Below are 20,819 nucleotides of genomic sequence, written 5' to 3'. Positions count from 1 at the left end.
GCCTATGGTGGCGGCATGCAGGAGGATCTGTTCAAGGCGCTGGCCGACCCGGCGCGCCGGGCGATCCTCGACGAGCTGACCGAACGCAACGGGCAGTCCCTCTTCGAGATCTGCGCCCGGCTGGCGACCCGGCACGGCCTCGCCCTCTCCCGGCAGGGGGTCAGCCAGCACCTCGCGGTGCTGGAGTCCGCCGGACTGGTCACGGCCCGCCGCGAGGGCCGCTACAGGTTCCACGACCTCGACCCCAGCCCCCTGGAGCACATCGTCACGCGATGGCTCGCCCCCGCACCCCCGGAGGACACCCCATGAGGATCAACCTGACCAGCGTCTTCGTCGAAGACCAGGAGAAGGCGCTCCGCTTCTACACCGACGTGCTCGGCTTCGCGGCCAAGCACGACGTGCCCCTCGGCGAGGACCGCTGGATCACCGTGGTCTCCCCGGAGGACCCCGACGGCACCGAGCTCCTCCTGGAGCCCTCCGGCCACCCGGCGGTCCCGCCGTACAAGGCGGCCCTGGTCGCCGACGGCATCCCGGCCGCCGCCTTCGCCGTCGACGACGTCCACGCCGAGCACGCCCGCCTCGCCGCCCTCGGCGTCCGCTTCACCCAGCCCCCCGTCGAGATGGGCCCCGTCACCACCGCCGTCCTCGACGACACCTGCGGCAACCTCATCCAGATCGCCCAGTACGCGTAGTCGCCGCCCGGCGGACCCGGTCAGTCGCCGACCGCGAGCCGTACCGCGAAGGCGCCGATCACCGTGCCCGTGACCCGGTCCAGGACGCGCCGGGCGCGGGCTCCCCGCAGCCGGGTGCCGAGGGCGGTGGCGGAGGCGATCAGGACCGCCGACCAGAGCGTGCCGAGCACGACGTGGACGGAGGTCAGCGCGAGGCCCATCGCGAAGTGCGGGGCCTCGGCCGGGATGAACTGCGGCAGGACGGCGACGTAGAAGACGCCGACCTTGGGGTTGAGCAGGTTCGTGAGGGCGCCCTGGCGCCAGCCGCCGCAGAGGGTGTCGGCGCCGCCGACCTCCACCTCCGCCGCGTCCGCGCCGCCGCGCCGGAACGTCTGGGCGATCATGCGGCCCGCCATCCACAGCAGGTAGGCGGCGCCCGCCCAGCGGAGGATCTCGTACGCGAGGTGCGAGGCGGTCAGGAGCGCCGTCACGCCCAGCGAGGTCAGCGCGCCCCAGACCAGCGTGCCGGTCTGGATGCCGAGGACGACGCCCCGGGCGCGGGCGCGGCGGCCGAGCGCGGCCGTGCGCAGGACGAGGGCCGTGTCGAGGCCCGGAGTGAGGGTGAGGAGTCCCACGACGAGCGCGAAGGACCAGAGTGCGGTGCTCGATGCCATGGAGTGCCACCGTAGCGCAGCCGTCCCGCCGCCGGTCGTGTACCCGTCGGTTCCGCCGCGGCCCCGGCCCCTCCGGGCCCGTCCGTAGGGTGGCCGCATGAGAGAACTGTTCCTGCCGGACCTCCGGGCGCACCTGCGGTGGATCGACCTGCCGGGGGACGGCCCCGTACGGGTCTTCCTGCATGGTCTCGGGTGCACGGCGGCCTCCGACTTCGCGCACATCGCCACCCGTCCCGAACTGGGCGGCGGCCGGTCCCTCCTGGTCGACCTGCTGGGGTACGGACTGAGCGACCGGCCCGACGACTTCGACTACCGGCCCGAGGGGCAGGCCGCGGCCGTCGCCGCGCTCCTCGACCACCTCGACCTGACCGGTGTCGACGTCGTCGGCCACTCCATGGGCGGCGCCGTCGCCCTCCACCTCGCGGCGGCCCGGCCCGGCCGGATCGCCCGGCTGGTCGTCGCGGAGCCCAACCTGTACGCGGGCGGAGGCGCGTTCAGCAGCCCGGTGGCGCGCCAGTCGGAGGAGGACTTCGTCCGGAGCGGGTTCGCCAGGATGCTCGCCCTGGCCGACCGGGCCGACTACGCGGCGCGGCTGCGGCTCGCCGACCCCCGGGCCGTGCACCGCAGCGCGGTCGCGCTCGTCGAGGGCGGCGACCCGGAGGCCGGTGACGTGCTGGCGTCGCTCACGATGCCCCGGGCGTTCCTGGTGGGGGAGCGGAGCCTGCCGGACCGGGGGGCCGAGCAGGCCGCGGCGATGGGCGTCCCCGTCCTGGAGGTGCCCGCCGCCGGCCACAACCTGATGCTCGACAACCCGGACGGCTTCACGGCCGCCCTGGCCCGCGCCCTGACGCTCCCTCACTGACCGGCCGGAACCGGTCGGACCCAACGGGGCCCCGCCGTAGAGGTCTTGCGCGGGGCCCCCACCCTTCCCTACGCTCGGCGCGCCGATAGTTAGGAACGTTTCCTAACGAGCGATTGACCGGAAGAGAATGGGAGTTGTCATGCGCCGACGAAGCGTCATCCCGCTCGGACTCGCCGCCGCTCTGCTGGCCCTGCCCCTCACCGTCCTGCCCGGGGGCGAGGCCGAGGCCGCCGACGGCCTCGTCTCCGCGGGCAAGCCCGCCACCTCCTCCTCCGTGGAGGGCTCCGGCTTCGCACCGGGCCTCGCGGTGGACGGCAGCGCCACCACCCGCTGGGCCAGCCTGGAGGGCGTCGACCCGCAGTGGATCCGGATCGACCTCGGGGCGAACCACACCCTCTCCCGGGTGAAGCTGAACTGGGAGGCCGCCTACGCGAAGACGTACCGCATCCAGACCTCGGCCGACGGCTCCACCTGGACCGACGCCTACTCGACCACCACCGGAGACGGCGCCGTCGACGACCTGGCGCTCTCGGGCAGCGGCCGGTACGTCCGCATGTACGGCACCGGGCGGGGCACCCCGTACGGCTACTCGCTCTGGGAGTTCGAGGTCTACGGCGCCCCGACCGGCACGGGCGGCGGCACCGGCCCCGGCGTGCCCTTCGGCAGCCACCTCAAGCCCTACGCGGCCGGCATGCTCAAGCCCTCCGGCTCCCAGGCCGGCATCGACCAGAAGGTCGTGGACTACTACAACCGCTGGAAGGCGGCCTTCGTCCGGCAGAACTGCGGCAACGGCTGGTACCAGGTCATCTCGCCCGACGCCGACCACCCCTACGTCGCCGAGGCCCAGGGCTACGGCATGGTCATCGCCGCCACCATGGCGGGCGCCGACCCCGACGCCAAGAAGATCTTCGACGGCCTGGTCAAGTGGAAGATCGACCACCCCTCGTCGGTCAACCCCGACCTCCTCGCCGCCGAGCAGGACGTCAACTGTCGCAGCGTCAACGGCGGCGACGGCGCCACCGACGGCGACATGGACGTCGCCTACGGCCTGCTCCTCGCCGACAAGCAGTGGGGCAGCGCCGGCACGTACGACTACAAGGCGCTCGCCCTCAAGCACATCGCGGCCATCAAGAAGGACGAGCTGAACCCCACCACCAAGCTCCTCAAGCTCGGCGACTGGTCCAGCTCCGGCGACCAGTACTACTACATCTCCCGCACCTCCGACTGGATGGTCGACCACTTCCGCGCCTTCCGCGCCGCCACCGGCGACACCACCTGGGACGCGGTCCGCACCGCCCACCAGACCCAGATCGCCAACCTCCAGTCCGGCTACGCGCCGGCCACCGGCCTGCTCCCCGACTTCGTCGTCGACACCGCCACCAGCCCCAAGCCGGCCCCCGGCGAGGTCCTGGAGGACCCGAACGACGGCCAGTACTGGTGGAACGCCTGCCGCACCCCGTGGCGCATCGCCGACGACGCCGTCACCAGCGGTGACGCCAAGTCCCTCGCCGCCGCGCGGAAGTTGAACGGCTGGATCAAGAGCAAGACCGGCGGCGACCCCAACAAGATCGCCATGGGCTACAAGCTCAACGGCACCCAGATCTCCGCCGGCAGCGAGGCCGCCTTCTTCGCCCCCTTCGCCGTCGCCGCCATGACCGACTCCGGCAGCCAGGCCTGGCTCGACGCCCTCTGGAACAAGATGACCGCCACCCCGATCGACACCGGCAGCTACTTCTCCGCGAGCATCCAGCTCCAGGTGATGATCACGGTCTCCGGCAACCACTGGGTCCCGTAGGGCCGCAGGATCAGCCCTCGGGCACCAGCCCCGCACGGGGATCGGCGCGGACGTCCGCCCGCCAGGCGGTGGGTTCGCACCCCTCCCCGTTCGGGGTGACCCTGCGCAGCGCGAACCGCCCGGAGAACTCGCGCACGACCCGGCCCCCGCCGGCCGGGTCGACGACCGAGAAGCGCAGCGCCACCTCCCGCTCACCGTCCTCCCCGGGCAGAGGCACGTCGAGGAGGGCGAGGGAGTCCTCCGCCGGCGCCGCCGCCCGCTCCCGGCACTCCTCGTCGGCGCACAGCCGCAGCCGCGCGCCGGCGGGGAAGTCCGCCGGCCGCCAGGTCGCCGTCACGCCGGACTCGGCCCCCATGTCGGTGCAGTTCGGCCCCTGCCATGCCTGACAGCCGGTCAGCGACAGCAGCGCGACCGCGAACGCGAGACGTACGGATGTGCGCACCATGCGGGTCAACTACCCACGGGAGACGGAAAGTTCACCGGAGCGAGGCCCCCCGGCGCCAGCGTCCCCTCCCGTGGTCACCCGCACGAGCCGCGGAGTCGCGGGACAGGCGGCCCATGAGATCACCGGGTCACGGGCTCACCGGGTCACGGGCTCACTGGCCCACGGGATCGCCGGGTCACGACATCGCCGGGTCACGACATCACCGGGCCACGGGATCACCGGGCCGCCCCGGTGCGCCCCCCCGAGCCGGCGGCCGGCCCCTCCCTCCCCGGGAGCCCGCCTCGGCGCGGGCGCCGCCCGCGGCCACCACCGGGCTCCCTCCCCCCGGCCGCGATCCGCCCCTCCTCGGGGCGCTCTCCTCGCACAGGAGGGCGTATGGGCCGAAAATGGACTCACCTGACGAAGGTGAGGTGTGTATGGACGGCGAGCCGGAAACGCCCGGAAGCGGTCCGCCGCCCGGCCGGCCGGACCGGTTCGGGGTGGAGGTGCGGCCCTCCTGGGGCCGGGAGACCGTGGTGATCGCCCCCTTCGGGGAACTCGACCACGACACGGTCGAGCCGCTCGGCGTCGCCCTGGAGAAGCACGCCGACGCCGCCCGGATCGTCGTCGACTGCGCGGGGCTCGACTTCTGCGACTCCACCGGCCTGAACCTGCTGCTCAGGGCCCGTTCCCGGGCCCAGGAGGCGGGGGCGCGGCTGGACCTGGCCGGGCTGCGGCCCCCGGTGGACCGGATGTTCGAGATCACCGGGGCCCTGCGCGTCTTCCAGGTGTACGCGGACGTCCGCGAGGCCCTCGCCGCCGACGCCACCGACGACCGCGACCCCGAGCGGGACCGCGGCCCCCGCCGCTCCGGGGGCGCACCCCCCGGCCGGGCATCCGACGCGCCCCCCGACGGGACCGGTGGGGGAACCGGCACCCGTCCCGGTGGCCTGGTGTGACGGGCCCACCGGCCGTGCGGGAGGGCGACGACATGACCCCGGATGACGGCGCACCCCCGCAGACCCGCCGGCTGCTGCTGCACGGCAGCGCGGGCGCGGTCTCCCGCTGCCGCGACTTCACCGCGCGGGCGCTCGCCGACTGGGGCTGGATCCCGGCCGCGAGCCCCCTGGCCCGCGAGCGGGTCGAGGACGTCCTGCTGCTCGTCTCCGAGGTGGTCACCAACGCCTGCCTGCACGGCGGCGGCCCGGAGGAGTTCGTCCTCCGGCACGCGGACGGACTGCTGCGGGTCGAGGTCGCCGACCGGAGCCCCGAGCACCCCCGTCGGCTGGCCCCCCGCTCGCCCTCCCTGCCCGGCGGCCACGGGCTGATGGTCCTCGACCGGCTGGCGTCGGACTGGGGCTCCTCGGACCGGGGGCCGGGGGTGGCGGGCAAGGTGGTGTGGCTGGAGGTCAGCAGGCCGTCCCGTCCGCCGTGGCGCCGTCGTCCAGCAGACCGGCCCTGAGCTCGCCGAGGATCCGGGCGAGCAGCCGGGAGACGTGCATCTGGGACAGGCCGATCCGCCGCCCGATCTCGGCCTGGGTCAGCTCCTGGCCGAAGCGCAGGCCGAGGATCAGCCGGTCGCGGGCGTCGAGCCGGTCGAGCAGCGGGCGCAGCGAGTCCAGGTCCTCGATCAGCTCGTAGGCGGGCTCGTCGACGGCGGTGCGCCGCCCCGCGGTGCCCCGCGGGGCACGGGCCTCGTCGTCGCCGACGGGGGCGTCCAGGGAGTGGGCGGTGTAGGCGTTGGCCGCGAGCTCCCCCTCGGCCACCTGCTCGGGCGCGAGGTGCAGCAGCTCGGCCAGTTCCGCGCGGTCCGGCCGGTGCCCGTCGCGCTGCTCCAGGGCGTCGGACGCCTTGGCCAGGTCGATCCGCAGCTCCTGGAGGCGGCGCGGCACCCGGACGGCCCAGCCGGTGTCCCGGAAGAACCGCTTCATCTCGCCGACGATCGTCGGCAGCGCGAAGGCGGAGAGCTCGACCCCGCGCTCCGGGTCGAACCGGTCGATCGCCTTGATCAGACCGATCGTCCCCACCTGCACGATGTCCTCCATCGGCTCGGGGCGCCCGCGGAACCGCCGGGAGGCGAACTTCACCAGGCTGAGGTTCAGCTCCACCAGGGTGTTGCGCACGTACGCCCGCTCGGGGGTGCCCTCGTGGAGTGCGCGGAGCCGCAGGAACAGGGTCACGGACAGGGTCCGGGCGTCCTCGGTGGAGGAGGCGAGGGGGTTCTCCGGCTCCGGCAGGCCCCCGAGCGCGCGCCGCCGGACGGCGGCCGGCGCGGGTGGCCGTTCGCGGTCGGGGGGCCGCGAGGAGGGGGCGTAGAGGGCTCGGCCGGTGGCCATGGGAATCCTTCGACGGTTCCGAGGGTCGGCGCCGCCCCAGATGTGGGGGCAGGTGTTCCGGCCCGTCGGTTGAACGTCCTCTCAGGAAGAATGCCCTGGAAGGGGTTATTTGACGCATTGATACTGGTTTATGCCTGATTTTTAAGGTCAGGCGCGGGTCATGGGAGCCCGTGGGAGCAGGCGGACGGCATGCTCGCGGCGGTACGTGCTCGGCGGTGGGCCGGGCACGGCCGGTGCCTTCCGCGACCTCTCCACCCAGGCCGTGGCGGACTGGTACGGCCCGCTCTCCCCGGCCGCCAGAAGGGCCGCGGACGACGTGCGGCTGCTCGTCACCGAACTCGTCGCCCACGCGGTGCGGTGCGGGGAGGTTCCGTACGAGCTCCGCCTCGACCGCTCCGTGGACGGCGTCTGGGTCCAGGTGAGCGACACCGGCTCGGCGGGCCCCCGCCCCGGAGACCGGCACCGCCGGGGCGTCCCGTCCGGGAACGGCCTCTATCTGGTCCAGCGGCTCGCCGCGGCCTGGGGCTGGGTGCCCCGGGACCGGGGCAGGACCGTGTGGTGCGAGGTCCGCTTCCCGGCGTCGCCGACCGGAACCCCGCTGTCTGAACGCGCCCGGGCCGGGTAACCGCCCGGAAGGGACGACCCCGCCGCCCCGGGCGGGGACCGGACCGGAGGAGGTGCCCGCGATGGACGAGGCCCGGCTCTCCGCGTACGAGCGGCGCGTGCTCGCCGAGATCGAGGAGGATCTGAGCGCCGACGACCGCCTCGCCCGGCGCATGGCCGGACGGCGGCCCTCCCTCCGCCCGCACCTGCCCCGGATCACGGCGCGCGGCGGTCTGGCCGCCGCCGTGTTCGGGGCCGCGGCACTCGCCCTGCTCGTCCTCGCGGCGGCCACCTCGGCCCCGGCCCTCATCTGGGGCTTCGCCGCCGCCTGGGTGGTGACGCTGGTCCTGCTGCTGCGCCTGGTGGTCCGCTGGACCCGGCGGCACGGCCTCGGCGGGCGACCCGACGAATGAACCGGAAGACACGAGAGGAGCGCACGATGCCCCGCGGATCCAACGCCAAGCGCGAGAGGCAGTACGAGCACATCAAGGAGAGCGCCCTGGACCGTGGCGAGAGCGAGAAGCGCGCGGAGGAGATAGCGGCCCGCACCGTCAACAAGGAACGCGCCCGGTCGGGCGAGTCCAGGACGGCGAGCAAGAGCTCGACCCAGGACATGTCCTCGTCCAAGCGCGGCGGGCAGCGCTCGCACAGCGGCTCCCAGGGCCCCACCTACGAGCAGCTCTACGCCGAGGCGCGGCGCCGCAACCTGCAGGGCCGGTCCCAGATGAACAAGGCCGAACTGAAGCGGAAGCTCGGCCACTGACGCCCCGGCCGCCCCGGGCCCCGGCGACGGCCGGGGCCCGGCGACGGCCGGGGCCCGGGGCGGTCCCGCCCGTCCTCAGGGACCGCCGGCCTCCGGCCGCGCGCCGACCACGCCGCGCACCACCCCGAGGGCCACCAGGTCCTCCGGGCTCAGCCGGAGCCGGTCGGCGGTCGCGTCCGCCTCCTCCGGGGGGCGTTTCAGGATGGCCGCGGCGAGTTCGGGCGCGATCACGGAGAAGTACGAGTCGGGGGTCGCCCAGGTGTTGCCGGGCGCCGCGAGGGCCAGCGCGCCGCCCGAGCCGCCCTCGCCGACCAGCAGGGCGGTGACCGGGACCCGGGCCTCCGCGACCGCCCCGAAGAGTTCCGCGATCGCCGGCCCCGCACCGGCCCGCTCGGCCTCGGCGTCGTTGGCGGCGCCCGGGGTGTCGATCAGCGTCAGCACCGGGATGCCGAGCCGGTCCGCGAGCCGCACCAGCCGGGCGGCGGTGCGGAAGCCGGCCGGCCGGGTCGCCGTCCCGCACTGCGCCGCGTACGCGGCCGTGCGTCCGTCGGGAAGGCGGCCGAAGCCGCACCGCGTCCCCGGATCGGTTCCGCCCGCCCGGTCGCCGGACAGCTCGGCCCGCTCGGTGAACACCTCCGCGAGGTAGCGGTCGGCCCGCGGCCGCTCCGGGCGGCGGGCCCGGGCCACCGCCTCGCGCCCGCTCGCGGAGGGCGCGGTGGAGCCGAGCGCGTACGGCGGCGGGACGGGGCCCGCGGCGGGGCGGGTCAGCAGCGACAGCCAGCGGCCCAGCACCTCGCGCAGCCGCTCCGCCGGGACGACCGCGTCGACGTGTCCGTGGGCGAACTGGGAGGCGGCGGTGTACGCGGCCGGGTCGGCGTCCGGCGGCCGGACCCGGGAGCCCGCGAAGCCGACCTGCGCGCCCGGCAGCGCGAGGACCACGTCGGAGCCGGCCCCGAGGGTGGCCCACCCGCCGCCGGTCGTCGGATCGCGCAGGACCGCGAGCTGGGGCAGCCCGGCGGCCCGGGTGAGCGCCGACTCCCCGGCCAGCCGCTGGAGCTGGACCAGCGCCCGCATGCCCTCGTGCATCCGGCTGCCGCCGGTCGCGAGGAGGACGGTCACGGGCAGCCGGCGCGCCCGGGCGTGGGCGTGCGAGGCGGCGACCCGGGCCCCGGCGCCCTCGCCGATGGAGCCGCCCAGGAAGCCGAACTCGAAGGAGACCAGGACCGTCCGGGTCCCGCCGACGGTGCCGGTGCCGCAGACCACGGACTCGGCCTCGCCGGAACGGGCGGCGGCCGCCGCCCGGCTCCGGTCGTAACCGGGCCAGCCGATCGGCCCGTCGCCGCCGGACGGGCCCTCGGCGAAGGGGAGTTCGGTGAAGTCGTCGGTGACGAGGGCCAGTGCCTCGCGCGCGCTCGCAGGTGCTGTCATCGGGGTCTCCCGCCCGTCGCCAGGTCACGTCACCGTACCGCCCGGTAGCCGGCCGGCAGGGGCCCGCGGACCGGGTGCGGCGGAGATCACGCCGGGCCGCCGCCCGGCGGTCCCGGGACCCCGGGGCGGGTGCCCGGCCGGCCGGCGGGCCGGGGCCCGAGGGCGGGCCGGCGCCCGCGATCCCCAGCGCCGCCCCGAAGAGGAGACCGCCCGGGCCGGACGCCTCCCAGGACGCGGGCGAGGCGAGCGGGCCGGCCGCCGCGCGGCGGCGCGGATCGCCCACCACCAGCACCCCGCGGACGCCCCTCGGGAGCGGCACCGGGTACCGGCGCCCGCCCGTGCGGAGCGCGTCCGGCCCGGCCCGCCGGCCGGCAGGATCCCGGAGTCCCCGGCACGGGGGCGAGCCCCGCGCCGAACGGCCGCCGACGCCGCCGGTCCCGCCACCGCCGGAGGCCGACGCCCGTGTGCCGGGAAGGAGTCAGGCCATGATCCCGCTGCCGTGCGGCGCGTACAGGTCGAGCAGGCGCACCCGGGTCACCTGGAGCCGGTGCGCCAGGATCGACCCCACCCAGAAGTACAGCGCCGCCCCGAACTCCCGGTCCGTGTGGCACAGCGACCGCACCGCCGTCGCGTCGAACGCGTACGCCCGGACGGGGGTCATCGCCTCCGCCCCCGACTGGCACAGGTACGGCGGGAACAGCCACGACAGCCCCACCAGCTCGCCGTGGCGCAGGGTCTCGATCACCGGCGACCCCCGCCCCGGCACCTTGGCGTCCAGGTTCACCGCGCCCGTCTTCACGATCCAGAACCGGTCCGCGTGGCGCTGCTCCTCGAAGAGCCGGTCCCCGGCCTCGAAGTACACGTCCTCGGCGAAGGCCATCAGCCGCTCGCGGTGCTCCGCGGGCAGGCTGCCGACCTTGGGTGCGGCACTCCTCATGACGGGCCCTCCTCCTCGCGCGTACGGCTCCGCTCCCAGTCTCCGCCCACCGCGCCCGGAGCGCAGGCGGCGGACGCGCGGCACCGTCCCTCCGGCCGCCCGGACGGGCCCCCGGAGGGCCGCCGAACCGGACGCCTCCCCCCGGCGCCCGCCCGTCCGGCGTGCGCCCGGGCGGTGCAGGGCGGAGCATGAGACCGAGGAGGGAACGGCACCAGGGGGCGTGAGCCAGGAGGGTGACATGCCCGTCCCGGAAGGGTCCGTCCCGGACGACGGCGACGCGCTCGTCGTCCTGCGCGGGGTCGACAAACACTTCGGCAGCCTCCACGTCCTCCGGTCCATCGACCTCACCATCCGGCGCGGCGAGGTCGTCGTCGTGATCGGCCCCTCCGGGTCGGGGAAGTCCACCCTCTGCCGGGCGATCAACCGCCTGGAGACCGTCGACGGCGGCGAGATCCGCATCGACGGCAGACCCCTGCCCGCCGAGGGCCGGGAACTCGCCCGGCTCCGCGCCGACGTCGGCATGGTCTTCCAGTCCTTCAACCTCTTCGCCCACAAGACCGTCCTCGACAACGTCACCCTGGGGCAGATCAAGGTCCGCAAGAAGGACCGCCGGAGCGCCGAGGAACGGGCCCGCTCCCTCCTCGACCGGGTCGGCGTCGCCGCCCAGGCCGACAAGTACCCCGCCCAGCTCTCCGGCGGGCAGCAGCAGCGCGTCGCGATCGCCCGCGCCCTCGCCATGGACCCCAAGGTGATGCTCTTCGACGAGCCGACCTCGGCCCTGGACCCCGAGATGATCAACGAGGTCCTGGAGGTCATGCGGCAGCTCGCCCACGAGGGCATGACCATGGTCGTCGTCACCCACGAGATGGGCTTCGCCCGCTCCGCCGCCCACCGCGTCGTCTTCATGGCCGACGGGCGGATCGTCGAGGAGACCACCCCCGAGGAGTTCTTCGGCAACCCGCGCAGCGCCCGCGCCCGCGACTTCCTCTCCAAGATCCTCCACCACTGAGCCCCCACGGGGTGATCACCATGAACCCGCTCAGGACCAGCAGGACCCTCGTGGCCTCCGCCACGGCCGTCGTCCTCGCCCTCGGCTCCGCCTCCCTCGCCCACGGCGCGGTGCCCGCCGACCACTCCGACGACGACCGGATCACCATCGGCATCAAATTCGACCAGCCCGGCATCGGCCTGAAGACCCCCGACGGCACGTACACCGGCTTCGACGTCGACGTGGCCACCTACATCGCCAAGCAGCTCGGCCACGAACCCGACCAGATCGTGTGGAAGGAGGCCAAGAGCGCGGACCGCGAGACCATGCTCCAGCGCGGCGACGTCGACTTCATCGCCGCCTCGTACTCGATCAACGACGAGCGCGCAGAGAAGGTCGACTTCGCCGGCCCCTACCTCCTCGCCCACCAGGACGTGCTGATCCGCGCCGACGACGACTCCATCAAGCAGCCCTCCGACCTGAACGACAAGAAGCTCTGCTCCGTCACCGGCTCCACCTCCGCGCAGAACGTCAAGGAGAAGATCGCCCCCGACGCCCAGCTCCAGGAGTACGGCGGCTACTCCGAGTGCCTCACCGGCCTGGAGAACGGCGTCATCGACGCCCTCACCACCGACGACTCGATCCTCGCCGGATACGCGGCCCAGGACGAGTTCAAGGGCAAGTTCAAGCTCGGCGGCTTCGAACTGAGCAACGAGAACTACGGCATCGGCGTCCAGAAGGGCAGCGAACTCAAGGGCAAGATCAACACCGCCCTGGAGAAGATGGTCGAGGACGGCTCCTGGGACGCCGCGGTGAAGAAGAACTTCGGCCCGGCGAACTACCGGAACGAACCCGCCCCGAAGATCGGCGTGATCGTCGAGAACGACTGAGCCGGCCGCCGTGTTCGACTTCCTCGAAGGCTACGACCTGCTGGGCGCCTTCTGGGTGACCGTCCAGCTCACCTTCTGGTCCGCCCTCGGCTCCCTGGTGTGGGGGACGCTGCTCGCCGCCATGCGCGTCGGCCCCGTCCCCCTCATGCGGGCCTTCGGCACCGCCTACGTCACCGTCGTCCGCAACATCCCCCTCACCGTCATCATCGTCTTCACCTCCCTCGGCCTCTTCCAGACCCTCGGCATCAGCCTCGGCGCCGACCGCTTCACCACCATCAACTTCCGGCTCGCCGTCCTCGGCCTCACCGCCTACACCAGCGCCTTCGTCTGCGAGGCACTGCGCTCCGGCATCAACACCGTCCCCCTCGGCCAGGTCGAGGCCGCCCGCGCCATCGGCCTCAGCTTCCCCCAGACCCTCCGGATCGTCGTGCTCCCGCAGGCCTTCCGCTCCGTCGTCGGCCCCCTCACCAACGTCCTCATCGCCCTCACCAAGAACACCACCGTCGCCGCCGCCATCGGCGTCGCCGAAGCCGCCCTGCTCATGCGGGAGATGATCGAGAACGAGGCCCAGCTCATCCTCGTCTCCGCCGTCTTCGCCTTCGGCTTCATCTGCCTCACCCTGCCCACCGGCCTCCTCCTCGGCCGGCTCGCGAAGAAGGTGGCGGTCAAGCGGTGAAGAACACCCCCGGGACGAAGGCCGAGGCGAACCCGAAGGCCCCGGCCGGACCGAAGCCCAAGCCCAAGGCCGAGTCCGCCACCGTCCTCTACGACGTCCCCGGCCCCCGCGCCCGCCGCCGCAACCTGCTGTGGACGCTGCTCTTCCTGGCCGCCCTCGCCGCCGTCGCCTGGTGGGTGATCGCCGGACTCGACGCCAAGAACCAGCTGGAGGCGGCCAAGTGGGAACCCTTCGTCACCGACGGACGCGTCTGGGAGACGTACCTCCTGCCCGCCCTGAAGAACACCGTCGTCGCCGCCGGCCTCGCCATGGCCCTCGCCCTGCCGCTCGGCGCCCTCCTCGGCATCGCCCGCCTCTCCGACCACCGGACCGTGCGCGCCGCCGCCGGCACCGTCGTCGAGTTCTTCCGCGCGATCCCCGTCCTCATCCTCATGCTCTTCGCCAACGCCGCCTACGCCGAGTTCACCGACATCAGCCCCGAGACCCGCCCCCTGTACGCGGTCGTCACCGGCCTCGTCCTCTACAACGCCTCCGTCCTCGCCGAGGTCGTCCGCGCCGGTATCCTCGCCCTCCCCGCGGGCCAGACCGACGCCGCCAAGGCCATCGGCATGCGCAAGGGCCAGACCATGGCGCACGTCCTGCTGCCCCAGTCCGTCACCGCCATGCTCCCCGCCCTCGTCAGCCAGCTCGTCGTCATCGTCAAGGACACCGCCCTCGGCGGCGCCATGCTCGGCTTCGCCGAACTCCTCGCCTCCGTCCGCCCCATGAGCGCCAACTACGGCGCCAACACCATCGCCTGCTTCACCGTCGTCGCCGTCCTCTTCGTCCTCCTCAACGCCGCCCTCACCACCTTCGCCTCCCGGCTGGAACGCCGCCTGCGCCGCGGCAAGCGCTCCACCGGCGCCGTCGTCGGCGCCGAAGCCGTCGAGGACCTCGCCACACCGGGCGAACCCCCCAAGCCGTAGCTTCCGACAGGAGCATTCGGACGGGACTTGGGGGACACTGCTCCCGTGCGTGGACATCTACCGGACGAGAACCCGGGATTCGCAGGCCGCCGCACGGAACTGAAGCGCATCACCGCCGCGCTGGCGGAGCACCGCCTCGTCACCGTGACCGGCGTCGGCGGCGTCGGCAAGACCCGCCTCGCGCTGCGCGCCGCCCACCGGGCGCGCCACCGCCACCCCGACGGCGCCTGGTGGGCCGACCTCGGCCAGCTCGACGGCGAACGCCTCCTCGTCGCCCTCGTCGCCGACTCCGTCGACCTCGCCGACCACACCCCCGGCACCGACACCGGCGCCCTGCGCCGCCGGCTCGCCGAGACCCGCCTCCTCCTCGTCCTCGACTGCTGCGACCACCTCGCCGACGCCTGCGGCCGGCTCGTCGCCGAACTCCTCGACGCCGCCCCCGGCCTCACCGTCCTCGCCACCTCCCGCCGCCCCCTCGGCGTCCCCGGCGAGCACACCGTCCTCCTCGACCCGCTCCCGCCCGCCGGCGACGACGCCCTCGCCCTCCTCCGCGCCGCCGCCGGCGAGGACCTCCCCGCCGGACCCGCCGGCGAGATCTGCGTCCGCCTCGAAGGCATCCCCCTCGCCCTGGAGCTCGCCGCCGCCCAGATCCGGCTCCAGGGCGCCGAAGCCGTCCGCGACCAGCTCGGCAGCCGCCTCACCGCGCCCCCCGACGCCCGCTTCGACCTCCTCGCCCACCCCGAACGCGTCTGGCCCGCCCGCCACCAGACCCTGCGCGCCGCCATCGGCTGGAGCCACGAACTCGCCGACCCCCTCGAACGCCTCCTCTGGGCCCGCCTCTCCGTCTTCCGCGGCCCCTTCGACCTCGCCACCGCCACCGCCGTCTGCACCGGCGGCCCCCTCACCCCCGCCACCCTGCCCACCGCCCTCGACGGCCTCGTCCGCGCCTCCGTCGTCCGCCCCGCCGACACCGCCGGCCGCCACCGCCTCCTCGACACCATCCGCGAGTACGGCGCCGGCTGGCTGGACCGGCTCGGCGAGGCCGGCACCGTCGCCGACCGCCACGCCGCCCACTTCCGCGCCCTCGCCGCCGAGGGCAGGACCGCCTGGCACGGCCCCCGCCAGCTCCACTGGCACCACGCCGTCGACACCCACCACACCGACCTGCGCACCGCCCTCGACCGCCTCCTGCGCACCGACCCCGACGCCGCCCTCGACCTCGTCGGCTCCGTCGCCTTCGCCTGGTCCAGCCGCGGCCGCCTCCGCGAGGCCCGCGACGGCCTCGAACAGGCCCTCCTCCTCAGCGACGCCCGCGGCCGCGCCCGCACCCGCGCCCTGTGGGCCCTCGGCGTCACCCTCGTCCTCCAGGGCGACCTCGGCCCCGCCCAGGACGTCAGCGAACGCTGCGCCCGGGAGGCCCGCCACACCGAGCACCCGCCCGAGCGGCCCTGGGCGCCCTCGGAGCCGTACGGCCCCGGCGAGCTCACCCTCGACGCCGCCGCCCTCGCCGGCCTCCTCGCCCTGACCACCGGCCGCGCCCGCGCCGCACTCGTCGTCGTCGACCACGTCCTCGACTCGGCCGGCGGCCGCACGGCCGACTCCGCCGCCACCCTCCGCTGCCGGCTCGTCCGCGTCTTCGCCCTCACCGGCCTCGGCCTCCTCGCCGAGGCCCGCACCGCCGCCCTCGCCCTGCGCACCCTCTGCGACACCCTCGACGAACACTGGACCCGCACCGCCCTCGCCTACCAGCTCGCCCTCACCGACCTCCTGGAGGGCGACCCGGCCGCCGCCGCCCGGCACGCCCGCGCCATGCTCGCCGGCACCCGCGCCCTCGGCGCCGGCCTCGGCACCGCCCTCGGCCTCGACGTCCTCGCCACCGCCCACGCCGCCGCGGGCGACGGCGCCCGCGCCGCCGACGTCTCCGGCACCGGCGAGGCGTACTGGCGGGCCACCGGCCAGCCCCGCCGGGGCCTGCCCGGCCTGCGCGCCCTCCACGCCCACCACACCGCGGGCGTCCGCGCCGCCCTCGGCGAGCCCGCCTACGAGGAGATCTTCCTCCGCGCCCTCACCGACCTCCCCCAGTCCGGCCTCGACCGCGCCCTCGCGGACGGCCCCTGACCGGCCGCGCCCCGGAACCGCGGCGGCCCCGCCGACGACCCCGCCGACGACCCCGTCCAGCGCGTCGAAGTGCTCCGCGCCCCGGAGCCGGAGGCCCGGGCACGGCCGGCCACCCCGTAAAGTCGGAGACGTCGCCCGTACCCGCCTCCACGAGGAGATTTCCGTGACCGACCCGGCGCCCATCGCCCGCCAGCAGCAGATCGCCCGGGAGCTCCAGGTCTCCGAGGGCTTCGACCCCGCCGCCGAGATCGAGCGCCGGGTGGCCTTCCTCGCCGAGCGCCTCACCACCACCGGGCTGCGCTCCCTCGTCCTCGGCATCAGCGGCGGCGTCGACTCCACCACCGCGGGCCGGCTCTGCCAGCTCGCCGTCGAGCGCGCCCGCGCCGCCGGCCACGAGGCCGTCTTCTACGCCATGCGGCTGCCCTACGGCGTCCAGGCCGACGAGAGCGACGCGCAGACCGCCCTCGACTTCATCCGCGCCGACCGGGTCCTCACCGTCGACGTCAAGGCCGCCAGCGACGCCGCCCTCGACGCGGCCCTCGCCGCCGGCCTCGCCTTCCGCGACGCCCGCCACCAGGACTTCGTGCACGGCAACATCAAGGCCCGCCAGCGCATGATCGCCCAGTACGCGGTCGCCGGCGCCCAGGACGGCCTCGTCGTCGGCACCGACCACGCCGCCGAGGCCGTCTCCGGCTTCTTCACCAAGTTCGGCGACGGCGCCGCCGACCTCGTCCCGCTCACCGGCCTCACCAAGCGCCGGGTCCGCGCCGTCGCCGCCGAGCTGGGCGCCCCCGCCGGCCTGGTCTGGAAGGTCCCCACCGCCGACCTGGAGACCCTGGACCCGGGCAAGCCGGACGAGGACGCGCTCGGCGTCACCTACGACGAGATCGACGACTTCCTGGAGGGCAAGCCGGTCTCCGAGGCCGCGTACGCGGCGATCGTCCGCCGCTACGACCTCACCGAGCACAAGCGGCAGCTCCCGATCGCCCCCTGAGCCCTCCCGAGCGCCCTCCGCCGGACGGGCGGATCCTGGAAGGGCGGGAGCCCCGCCCTCCGGGGCCCGGAAGGGAGCACGCCATGTTCGGCGAGACGACGGCGTACAGCAGCTTCTCGGTGGACGACCTGGACGCCGCGCGCGACTTCTACGGCGACCGGCTCGGCCTGACCGTGGAGGAGACCGGGGGCGGGGACACGCGGATGCTGTTCCTGACCCTGCCGGGCGGCGCCCGGGTCTTCGTCTACCCCAAGGAGGACCACGCCCCGGCCTCCTTCACCGTCCTCAACTTCGAGGTCGACGACATCGACCGCGCCGTCGACGACCTGGTCGCCCGGGGCGCGACCTTCGAGCGCTACCCGGAGTTCGAGGCCGACGAGAAGGGTGTCGTGAGGGGCGACGGCCGGGGCGGCCCGGCGGGCATCGCCTGGTTCACCGACCCCGCCGGGAACGTCGTCGCGGTGATGCAGGCCTCCTGACGCCCGCCGCGCCGGCCCGTGATCCACTGGGGGCGAGTACGGAGCAGCACCAGCAGCAGGAGCACCGTTGACCACCTACCGTCAGCCCGGCGTCGTCGTCACCGACCACCACTTCCCCGTCCCCCTCGACCACGCCCGCCCCGACGGCGAACAGATCGAGGTGTACGCCCGCGAGATCGTCGCGAGCGGCCTCGGCGACCGGGAGCGCGAACGGCTCCCCTGGCTGGTCTACCTGGAGGGCGGCCCCGGCTTCGGCGCCCGCCGCTTCATCGGCCGCCAGGCGTGGATCGGCCGGGCCGTCCGCGAGTTCCGGGTGCTCCTGCTCGACCAGCGCGGCACCGGCCGCTCCACGCCCGCCAACCGCCAGACCCTCCCGCTGCGCGGCGACGCCGCCGCCCAGGCCGACTACCTCGCGCACTTCCGCGCCGACTCCATCGTCAAGGACGCCGAGCTGATCCGCCGCAGGCTCACCGGCGGCGCCCCCTGGACCGTCCTCGGCCAGAGCTTCGGCGGCTTCTGCGCCGTCCACTACCTCTCCACCGCCCCCGAGGGCCTGGAGCAGGTCCTGATCACCGGCGGCCTGCCGTCCCTCGACGCCTCCGCCGACGAGGTCTACGCCGCCGCCTACCCGCGCGTCCGCCGCAAGAACGAGGCCCACTTCGCCCGCTACCCGCGCGACGCCGAACGCGTCCGCGCGATCGCCGCCCACCTCCTGGAGCGCGAGGTCGCCCTCCCCGGCGGCGGCCTCCTCACCGTCGAGGCCTTCCAGTCCCTCGGCATCCTCCTCGGCTCCGGCGAGGGCACCCACCAGCTCCACCACCTCCTGGAGGGCGCCTTCCTGCCGACCCCCGCCGGGCCCGCCCTCGCCGACGCCTTCCTGGAGCAGGTCCAGGCCCACCTCTCGTACGCGGGACACCCGCTCTACGCCGTCCTCCACGAGGCCATCTACGCCCAGGGGCAGGGCCCCACGGCCTGGGCCGCCGAGCGGGTCCGCGCGGACTTCCCCGAGTTCGACGCGGCGGCGGCGCTCGCCTCCGGAGCGCCCGTCCTGCTCACCGGCGAGACGATCCACCCCTGGCACTTCACCACCGACCCGGCCCTCCGACCGCTGCGCGAGACCGCCGGACTCCTCGCCGGGCGGGAGGACTGGGCCCCGCTGTACGACCCCGAGCGGCTCGCCGCCAACCGGGTGCCGGTGGCCGCCGCCGTCTACCACGACGACATGTACGTCGACACCGCCCACTCCCTGGAGACCGCCGCCGCGATCCGGGGGCTGCGCACCTGGGTCACCGACGAGTTCGAGCACGACGGCGTGCGCGCCGGCGGCCCCCGCGTCCTCGACCGGCTCCTCGCCCTCTCCCGCGACGAGCTCTGACGCGGAGCCCGTACGGGCACGTCCCCGGGTTTTGCGACGTACGGGCAGGCCCTCGGGTCCGGCGCGCGCGAAAGTCCAAGCGCCGGACCCCGATCGCACATGGTCCGCGCCCGCCACGGACCGCTACAACTCGGTCCATGAGCGCACACGTCACCGCCGAGATCGCCGGCCAGCCCGACTGCTGGCGCCGCGCCGCCGCCCTCGCCGGGCCGCTCGCCGACCGGCTGCCCCGGCCCGGCGAGCGGCTCGCCGTCGTCGGCTGCGGCACCTCGTACCTGATCGCCCGCGCCTACGCGGCCCTGCGGGAATCCCTCGGGGCGGGGGAGACCGACGCCTTCCCCGCCTCCGAGCGGACCCCGCTCGGCCGCGGCTACGACCGGATCGTGGCCCTCACCCGCTCCGGTACGACCACCGAGGTCGTCGACCTGCTCGCCGGCGCCGCCGGCCGGCTCCCCACCCTCGTGCTCACCGGCGTCCCCGACAGCCCCGCCGCCCGCCTCGCCGACCGGGTGGTCGACCTCTCCTTCGCCGACGAACGCTCCGTCGTCCAGACCCGGTTCGCCACCACCGCCCTCCAACTCCTGCGCGCCGGACTGGGGGTGGACCTCGCCGCCTCCCTGGCCGACGCCGAACTCGCCCTCTACGAACCCCTCCCGCAACACTGGGAGCGGCGCGTCCAGTTCACCTTCCTCGGCACCGGCTGGACCGTCGGGCTCGCCGACGAGGCGGCCCTCAAGCTCCGCGAAGTCGCCCGCGTCTGGACGGAGTCGTACCCGGCGATGGAGTACCGCCACGGGCCGATCAGCATCAGCGACCGCACCAGCCTCGTCTGGTGCCTCGGTCCCGCACCGTCCGGGCTCCGCGAGGAAGTCGAGTCCACCGGCGCCCTGTTCACCGCCGACGCCGTCGACCCGGTCGCCGCCCTGGTCCGCGCCCAGCGGCTCGCCGTCGCCCTCGCCGCCCGCCGCGGCCTCAACCCCGACCGCCCCCGCCACGTCTCCCGCTCCGTCATCCTCGCCGGGGCGTTCCGCCCGACCGCGGCCGAGGCGGCCCGTATCCTGCGGGCATGATCGACACCGGAGCCACCGACCTGCCGGAGCTGCCCGACGACTGGCAGCGCGCCCTCGCCGTCGTCGCCCACCCCGACGACCTGGAGTACGGCTGCGCGGCGGCCGTCGCGAGCTGGACCGACGCCGGGAAGGAGGTCGTCTACCTGCTGGTCAGCCGCGGCGAGGCCGGCATCGACACCCTCGCCCCCGAGGTCTGCGGGCCGCTGCGCGAGCGCGAGCAGCGGGCGAGCGCCGCCGTCGTCGGCGTGGACACCGTGGAGTTCCTCGACCACCGCGACGGCGTCATCGAGTACGGCACCGCCCTGCGCCGCGACATCGCCGCCGCGATCCGCCGTCACCGCCCCGAACTCGTCGTCACCCTCAACCACCGCGACGGCTGGGGCGACGGGCCCGGCGCGCCCCGCAACACCCCCGACCACGTCGCCGTCGGCCGCGCCACCCTCGACGCGGCGGCGGACGCCGGCAACCGCTGGATCTTCCCCGACCTGGCCGAGCGCGGCCTGGAGCCGTGGGACGGCGTCCGCCGGGTCGCCGTCGCCGCCTCCAGCACCCCCACCCACGCCGTCGACGCGGGCCCAGGCCTGGAGCGGGCGGTCGCGTCGCTCCTCTGTCACCGGGCCTACATCGAGGCCCTGACCGACCAGGAACCGGAGGAGTACGTCCGGGAGTTCATGACCGCGGCCACCTCCCGAGCCTCCGACCGCTTCGGAGGCCGCCCGGCGGTGACGTTCGAGGTCTTCCCCCGCTGACGGCCCCGCCGGGCCCCGGCCC

At 75.0% G+C, this 20,819-nt stretch carries 24 protein-coding genes; 19 read left to right on the top strand and 5 right to left on the bottom strand.

Features of this window, described 5'->3' with window-relative positions:
* Positions 1-15: 15 nt before the first annotated feature.
* Both ACFW6A_RS22090 and ACFW6A_RS22085 read left to right on the top strand, forming a co-directional pair.
* Positions 16-309 carry a metalloregulator ArsR/SmtB family transcription factor gene (locus ACFW6A_RS22090; RefSeq protein WP_351856304.1) on the top strand — a complete coding sequence of 98 codons (294 nt, stop codon included), beginning with the start codon at positions 16-18 and terminating at the stop codon, positions 307-309.
* Positions 306-692, top strand: coding sequence for a VOC family protein (locus tag ACFW6A_RS22085; RefSeq protein WP_351856306.1), 387 nt, complete (start codon positions 306-308; stop codon positions 690-692). The genes ACFW6A_RS22090 and ACFW6A_RS22085 overlap by 4 nt, the downstream gene beginning before the upstream one ends.
* Positions 693-712: 20 nt before the next feature.
* Here ACFW6A_RS22085 and ACFW6A_RS22080 read toward each other — a convergent pair whose 3' ends face one another.
* Positions 713-1,345 carry a LysE family translocator gene (locus ACFW6A_RS22080; protein WP_351856308.1) on the bottom strand — a complete coding sequence of 211 codons (633 nt, stop codon included), beginning with the start codon at positions 1,343-1,345 and terminating at the stop codon, positions 713-715.
* A gap of 97 nt (positions 1,346-1,442) precedes the next feature.
* Between ACFW6A_RS22080 and ACFW6A_RS22075 the strand changes: the two genes are divergently transcribed.
* Positions 1,443-2,207 (top strand): alpha/beta hydrolase, encoded by a 765-nt coding sequence (locus ACFW6A_RS22075; protein ID WP_351856310.1) that lies wholly within the window; start codon positions 1,443-1,445, stop codon positions 2,205-2,207.
* Positions 2,208-2,346: 139 nt separating this feature from the next.
* Positions 2,347-4,002 (top strand): glycosyl hydrolase family 8, encoded by a 1,656-nt coding sequence (locus ACFW6A_RS22070; protein WP_386642215.1) that lies wholly within the window; start codon positions 2,347-2,349, stop codon positions 4,000-4,002.
* Between the two features lie 10 nt (positions 4,003-4,012).
* On the opposite strand, the gene ACFW6A_RS22065 is transcribed toward ACFW6A_RS22070, so the two are convergent.
* Positions 4,013-4,447, bottom strand: coding sequence for a hypothetical protein (locus ACFW6A_RS22065; protein ID WP_386642211.1), 435 nt, complete (start codon positions 4,445-4,447; stop codon positions 4,013-4,015).
* A 416-nt stretch (positions 4,448-4,863) separates the two neighbouring features.
* On the opposite strand from ACFW6A_RS22065, the gene ACFW6A_RS22060 reads away from it, so the two are divergent.
* The gene (locus ACFW6A_RS22060; RefSeq protein ID WP_386642208.1) at positions 4,864-5,385 is read left to right on the top strand and encodes an STAS domain-containing protein; all 522 of its coding nucleotides are present in this window, start codon (positions 4,864-4,866) and stop codon (positions 5,383-5,385) included.
* Between the two features lie 32 nt (positions 5,386-5,417).
* Entirely contained in the window at positions 5,418-5,888 is a 471-nt protein-coding gene (locus tag ACFW6A_RS22055; RefSeq protein WP_386642205.1) for an ATP-binding protein, read from the top strand.
* On the opposite strand, the gene ACFW6A_RS22050 is transcribed toward ACFW6A_RS22055, so the two are convergent.
* Entirely contained in the window at positions 5,836-6,762 is a 927-nt protein-coding gene (locus tag ACFW6A_RS22050; RefSeq protein ID WP_386642202.1) for a SigB/SigF/SigG family RNA polymerase sigma factor, read from the bottom strand. The two genes, ACFW6A_RS22055 and ACFW6A_RS22050, sit on opposite strands and share 53 nt — an antisense overlap.
* Positions 6,763-6,922: 160 nt before the next feature.
* Between ACFW6A_RS22050 and ACFW6A_RS22045 the strand changes: the two genes are divergently transcribed.
* The 3 genes from ACFW6A_RS22045 (at position 6,923) to ACFW6A_RS22035 (ending at position 8,128) form a co-directional block, all read left to right on the top strand.
* Positions 6,923-7,387, top strand: a complete 465-nt coding sequence (locus ACFW6A_RS22045) for an ATP-binding protein (RefSeq protein WP_351856322.1) — start codon at positions 6,923-6,925, stop codon at positions 7,385-7,387.
* Positions 7,388-7,448: 61 nt separating this feature from the next.
* Complete coding sequence (locus ACFW6A_RS22040; RefSeq protein WP_386642199.1) at positions 7,449-7,778, top strand: DUF3040 domain-containing protein; 330 nt, start codon at positions 7,449-7,451, stop codon at positions 7,776-7,778.
* Positions 7,779-7,804: 26 nt separating this feature from the next.
* Positions 7,805-8,128 carry a plasmid stabilization protein gene (locus ACFW6A_RS22035; RefSeq protein ID WP_386642196.1) on the top strand — a complete coding sequence of 108 codons (324 nt, stop codon included), beginning with the start codon at positions 7,805-7,807 and terminating at the stop codon, positions 8,126-8,128.
* A gap of 75 nt (positions 8,129-8,203) precedes the next feature.
* Here ACFW6A_RS22035 and ACFW6A_RS22030 read toward each other — a convergent pair whose 3' ends face one another.
* Together ACFW6A_RS22030 and ACFW6A_RS22025 are read right to left on the bottom strand one after the other, a co-directional pair.
* Positions 8,204-9,556 carry a carboxyl transferase domain-containing protein gene (locus tag ACFW6A_RS22030; protein ID WP_386642193.1) on the bottom strand — a complete coding sequence of 451 codons (1,353 nt, stop codon included), beginning with the start codon at positions 9,554-9,556 and terminating at the stop codon, positions 8,204-8,206.
* 478 nt (positions 9,557-10,034) lie between these two features.
* Positions 10,035-10,493, bottom strand: coding sequence for a cyclic nucleotide-binding domain-containing protein (locus ACFW6A_RS22025; RefSeq protein ID WP_351855075.1), 459 nt, complete (start codon positions 10,491-10,493; stop codon positions 10,035-10,037).
* 238 nt (positions 10,494-10,731) lie between these two features.
* Here ACFW6A_RS22025 and ACFW6A_RS22020 point away from each other — a divergent pair, with 238 nt between their 5' ends.
* The 10 genes from ACFW6A_RS22020 (at position 10,732) to ACFW6A_RS21975 (ending at position 20,797) form a co-directional block, all read left to right on the top strand.
* On the top strand, positions 10,732-11,502 hold the full coding sequence (locus tag ACFW6A_RS22020) for an amino acid ABC transporter ATP-binding protein (protein ID WP_351855073.1): 771 nt from the start codon (positions 10,732-10,734) through the stop codon (positions 11,500-11,502).
* Between the two features lie 20 nt (positions 11,503-11,522).
* Positions 11,523-12,371: a glutamate ABC transporter substrate-binding protein gene (locus tag ACFW6A_RS22015; protein ID WP_351855070.1), complete on the top strand. Its 849-nt coding sequence runs from the start codon at positions 11,523-11,525 to the stop codon at positions 12,369-12,371.
* 10 nt (positions 12,372-12,381) lie between these two features.
* Positions 12,382-13,047: an amino acid ABC transporter permease gene (locus tag ACFW6A_RS22010; protein ID WP_351855068.1), complete on the top strand. Its 666-nt coding sequence runs from the start codon at positions 12,382-12,384 to the stop codon at positions 13,045-13,047.
* Positions 13,048-13,172: 125 nt separating this feature from the next.
* Positions 13,173-14,012: an amino acid ABC transporter permease gene (locus ACFW6A_RS22005; protein WP_351855083.1), complete on the top strand. Its 840-nt coding sequence runs from the start codon at positions 13,173-13,175 to the stop codon at positions 14,010-14,012.
* A 45-nt stretch (positions 14,013-14,057) separates the two neighbouring features.
* Positions 14,058-16,130 carry an ATP-binding protein gene (locus ACFW6A_RS22000; RefSeq protein WP_386642190.1) on the top strand — a complete coding sequence of 691 codons (2,073 nt, stop codon included), beginning with the start codon at positions 14,058-14,060 and terminating at the stop codon, positions 16,128-16,130.
* Between the two features lie 163 nt (positions 16,131-16,293).
* Positions 16,294-17,124 (top strand): ammonia-dependent NAD(+) synthetase, encoded by an 831-nt coding sequence (gene nadE / locus ACFW6A_RS21995; protein WP_351855063.1) that lies wholly within the window; start codon positions 16,294-16,296, stop codon positions 17,122-17,124.
* 83 nt (positions 17,125-17,207) lie between these two features.
* The gene (locus ACFW6A_RS21990; RefSeq protein ID WP_351855061.1) at positions 17,208-17,603 is read left to right on the top strand and encodes a VOC family protein; all 396 of its coding nucleotides are present in this window, start codon (positions 17,208-17,210) and stop codon (positions 17,601-17,603) included.
* A 67-nt stretch (positions 17,604-17,670) separates the two neighbouring features.
* Positions 17,671-18,978 (top strand): alpha/beta fold hydrolase, encoded by a 1,308-nt coding sequence (locus ACFW6A_RS21985; protein WP_386642187.1) that lies wholly within the window; start codon positions 17,671-17,673, stop codon positions 18,976-18,978.
* A 137-nt stretch (positions 18,979-19,115) separates the two neighbouring features.
* Positions 19,116-20,048, top strand: a complete 933-nt coding sequence (locus ACFW6A_RS21980) for an SIS domain-containing protein (protein WP_351855057.1) — start codon at positions 19,116-19,118, stop codon at positions 20,046-20,048.
* The gene (locus ACFW6A_RS21975) at positions 20,045-20,797 is read left to right on the top strand and encodes a PIG-L deacetylase family protein (RefSeq protein ID WP_386642183.1); all 753 of its coding nucleotides are present in this window, start codon (positions 20,045-20,047) and stop codon (positions 20,795-20,797) included. The genes ACFW6A_RS21980 and ACFW6A_RS21975 overlap by 4 nt, the downstream gene beginning before the upstream one ends.
* Positions 20,798-20,819: the final 22 nt, after the last annotated feature.

This window comes from Streptomyces sp. NPDC058758, from assembly GCF_042746075.1.
Lineage (GTDB): Bacteria > Actinomycetota > Actinomycetes > Streptomycetales > Streptomycetaceae > Streptomyces.
This window is presented reverse-complemented; position numbering and strand designations above follow the sequence as displayed.

Bases quoted from the DNA above. Each gene is read 5' to 3' on its own strand.
- ACFW6A_RS21980 (WP_351855057.1), top strand. From the start codon at position 19,116: ATGAGCGCACACGTCACCGCCGAGATCGCCGGCCAGCCCGACTGCTGG.
- ACFW6A_RS22065 (WP_386642211.1), bottom strand. From the start codon at position 4,447: ATGGTGCGCACATCCGTACGTCTCGCGTTCGCGGTCGCGCTGCTGTCG.
- ACFW6A_RS22080 (WP_351856308.1), bottom strand. From the start codon at position 1,345: ATGGCATCGAGCACCGCACTCTGGTCCTTCGCGCTCGTCGTGGGACTC.
- ACFW6A_RS22060 (WP_386642208.1), top strand. From the start codon at position 4,864: ATGGACGGCGAGCCGGAAACGCCCGGAAGCGGTCCGCCGCCCGGCCGG.
- ACFW6A_RS21990 (WP_351855061.1), top strand. From the start codon at position 17,208: ATGTTCGGCGAGACGACGGCGTACAGCAGCTTCTCGGTGGACGACCTG.
- ACFW6A_RS22015 (WP_351855070.1), top strand. From the start codon at position 11,523: ATGAACCCGCTCAGGACCAGCAGGACCCTCGTGGCCTCCGCCACGGCC.
- ACFW6A_RS22070 (WP_386642215.1), top strand. From the start codon at position 2,347: ATGCGCCGACGAAGCGTCATCCCGCTCGGACTCGCCGCCGCTCTGCTG.
- ACFW6A_RS22030 (WP_386642193.1), bottom strand. From the start codon at position 9,556: ATGACAGCACCTGCGAGCGCGCGCGAGGCACTGGCCCTCGTCACCGAC.
- ACFW6A_RS22090 (WP_351856304.1), top strand. From the start codon at position 16: ATGCAGGAGGATCTGTTCAAGGCGCTGGCCGACCCGGCGCGCCGGGCG.
- ACFW6A_RS22075 (WP_351856310.1), top strand. From the start codon at position 1,443: ATGAGAGAACTGTTCCTGCCGGACCTCCGGGCGCACCTGCGGTGGATC.
- ACFW6A_RS22020 (WP_351855073.1), top strand. From the start codon at position 10,732: ATGCCCGTCCCGGAAGGGTCCGTCCCGGACGACGGCGACGCGCTCGTC.
- ACFW6A_RS22050 (WP_386642202.1), bottom strand. From the start codon at position 6,762: ATGGCCACCGGCCGAGCCCTCTACGCCCCCTCCTCGCGGCCCCCCGAC.
- ACFW6A_RS22035 (WP_386642196.1), top strand. From the start codon at position 7,805: ATGCCCCGCGGATCCAACGCCAAGCGCGAGAGGCAGTACGAGCACATC.
- ACFW6A_RS22085 (WP_351856306.1), top strand. From the start codon at position 306: ATGAGGATCAACCTGACCAGCGTCTTCGTCGAAGACCAGGAGAAGGCG.
- ACFW6A_RS22025 (WP_351855075.1), bottom strand. From the start codon at position 10,493: ATGAGGAGTGCCGCACCCAAGGTCGGCAGCCTGCCCGCGGAGCACCGC.
- ACFW6A_RS22055 (WP_386642205.1), top strand. From the start codon at position 5,418: ATGACCCCGGATGACGGCGCACCCCCGCAGACCCGCCGGCTGCTGCTG.
- ACFW6A_RS22045 (WP_351856322.1), top strand. From the start codon at position 6,923: ATGGGAGCCCGTGGGAGCAGGCGGACGGCATGCTCGCGGCGGTACGTG.
- ACFW6A_RS22040 (WP_386642199.1), top strand. From the start codon at position 7,449: ATGGACGAGGCCCGGCTCTCCGCGTACGAGCGGCGCGTGCTCGCCGAG.
- ACFW6A_RS21975 (WP_386642183.1), top strand. From the start codon at position 20,045: ATGATCGACACCGGAGCCACCGACCTGCCGGAGCTGCCCGACGACTGG.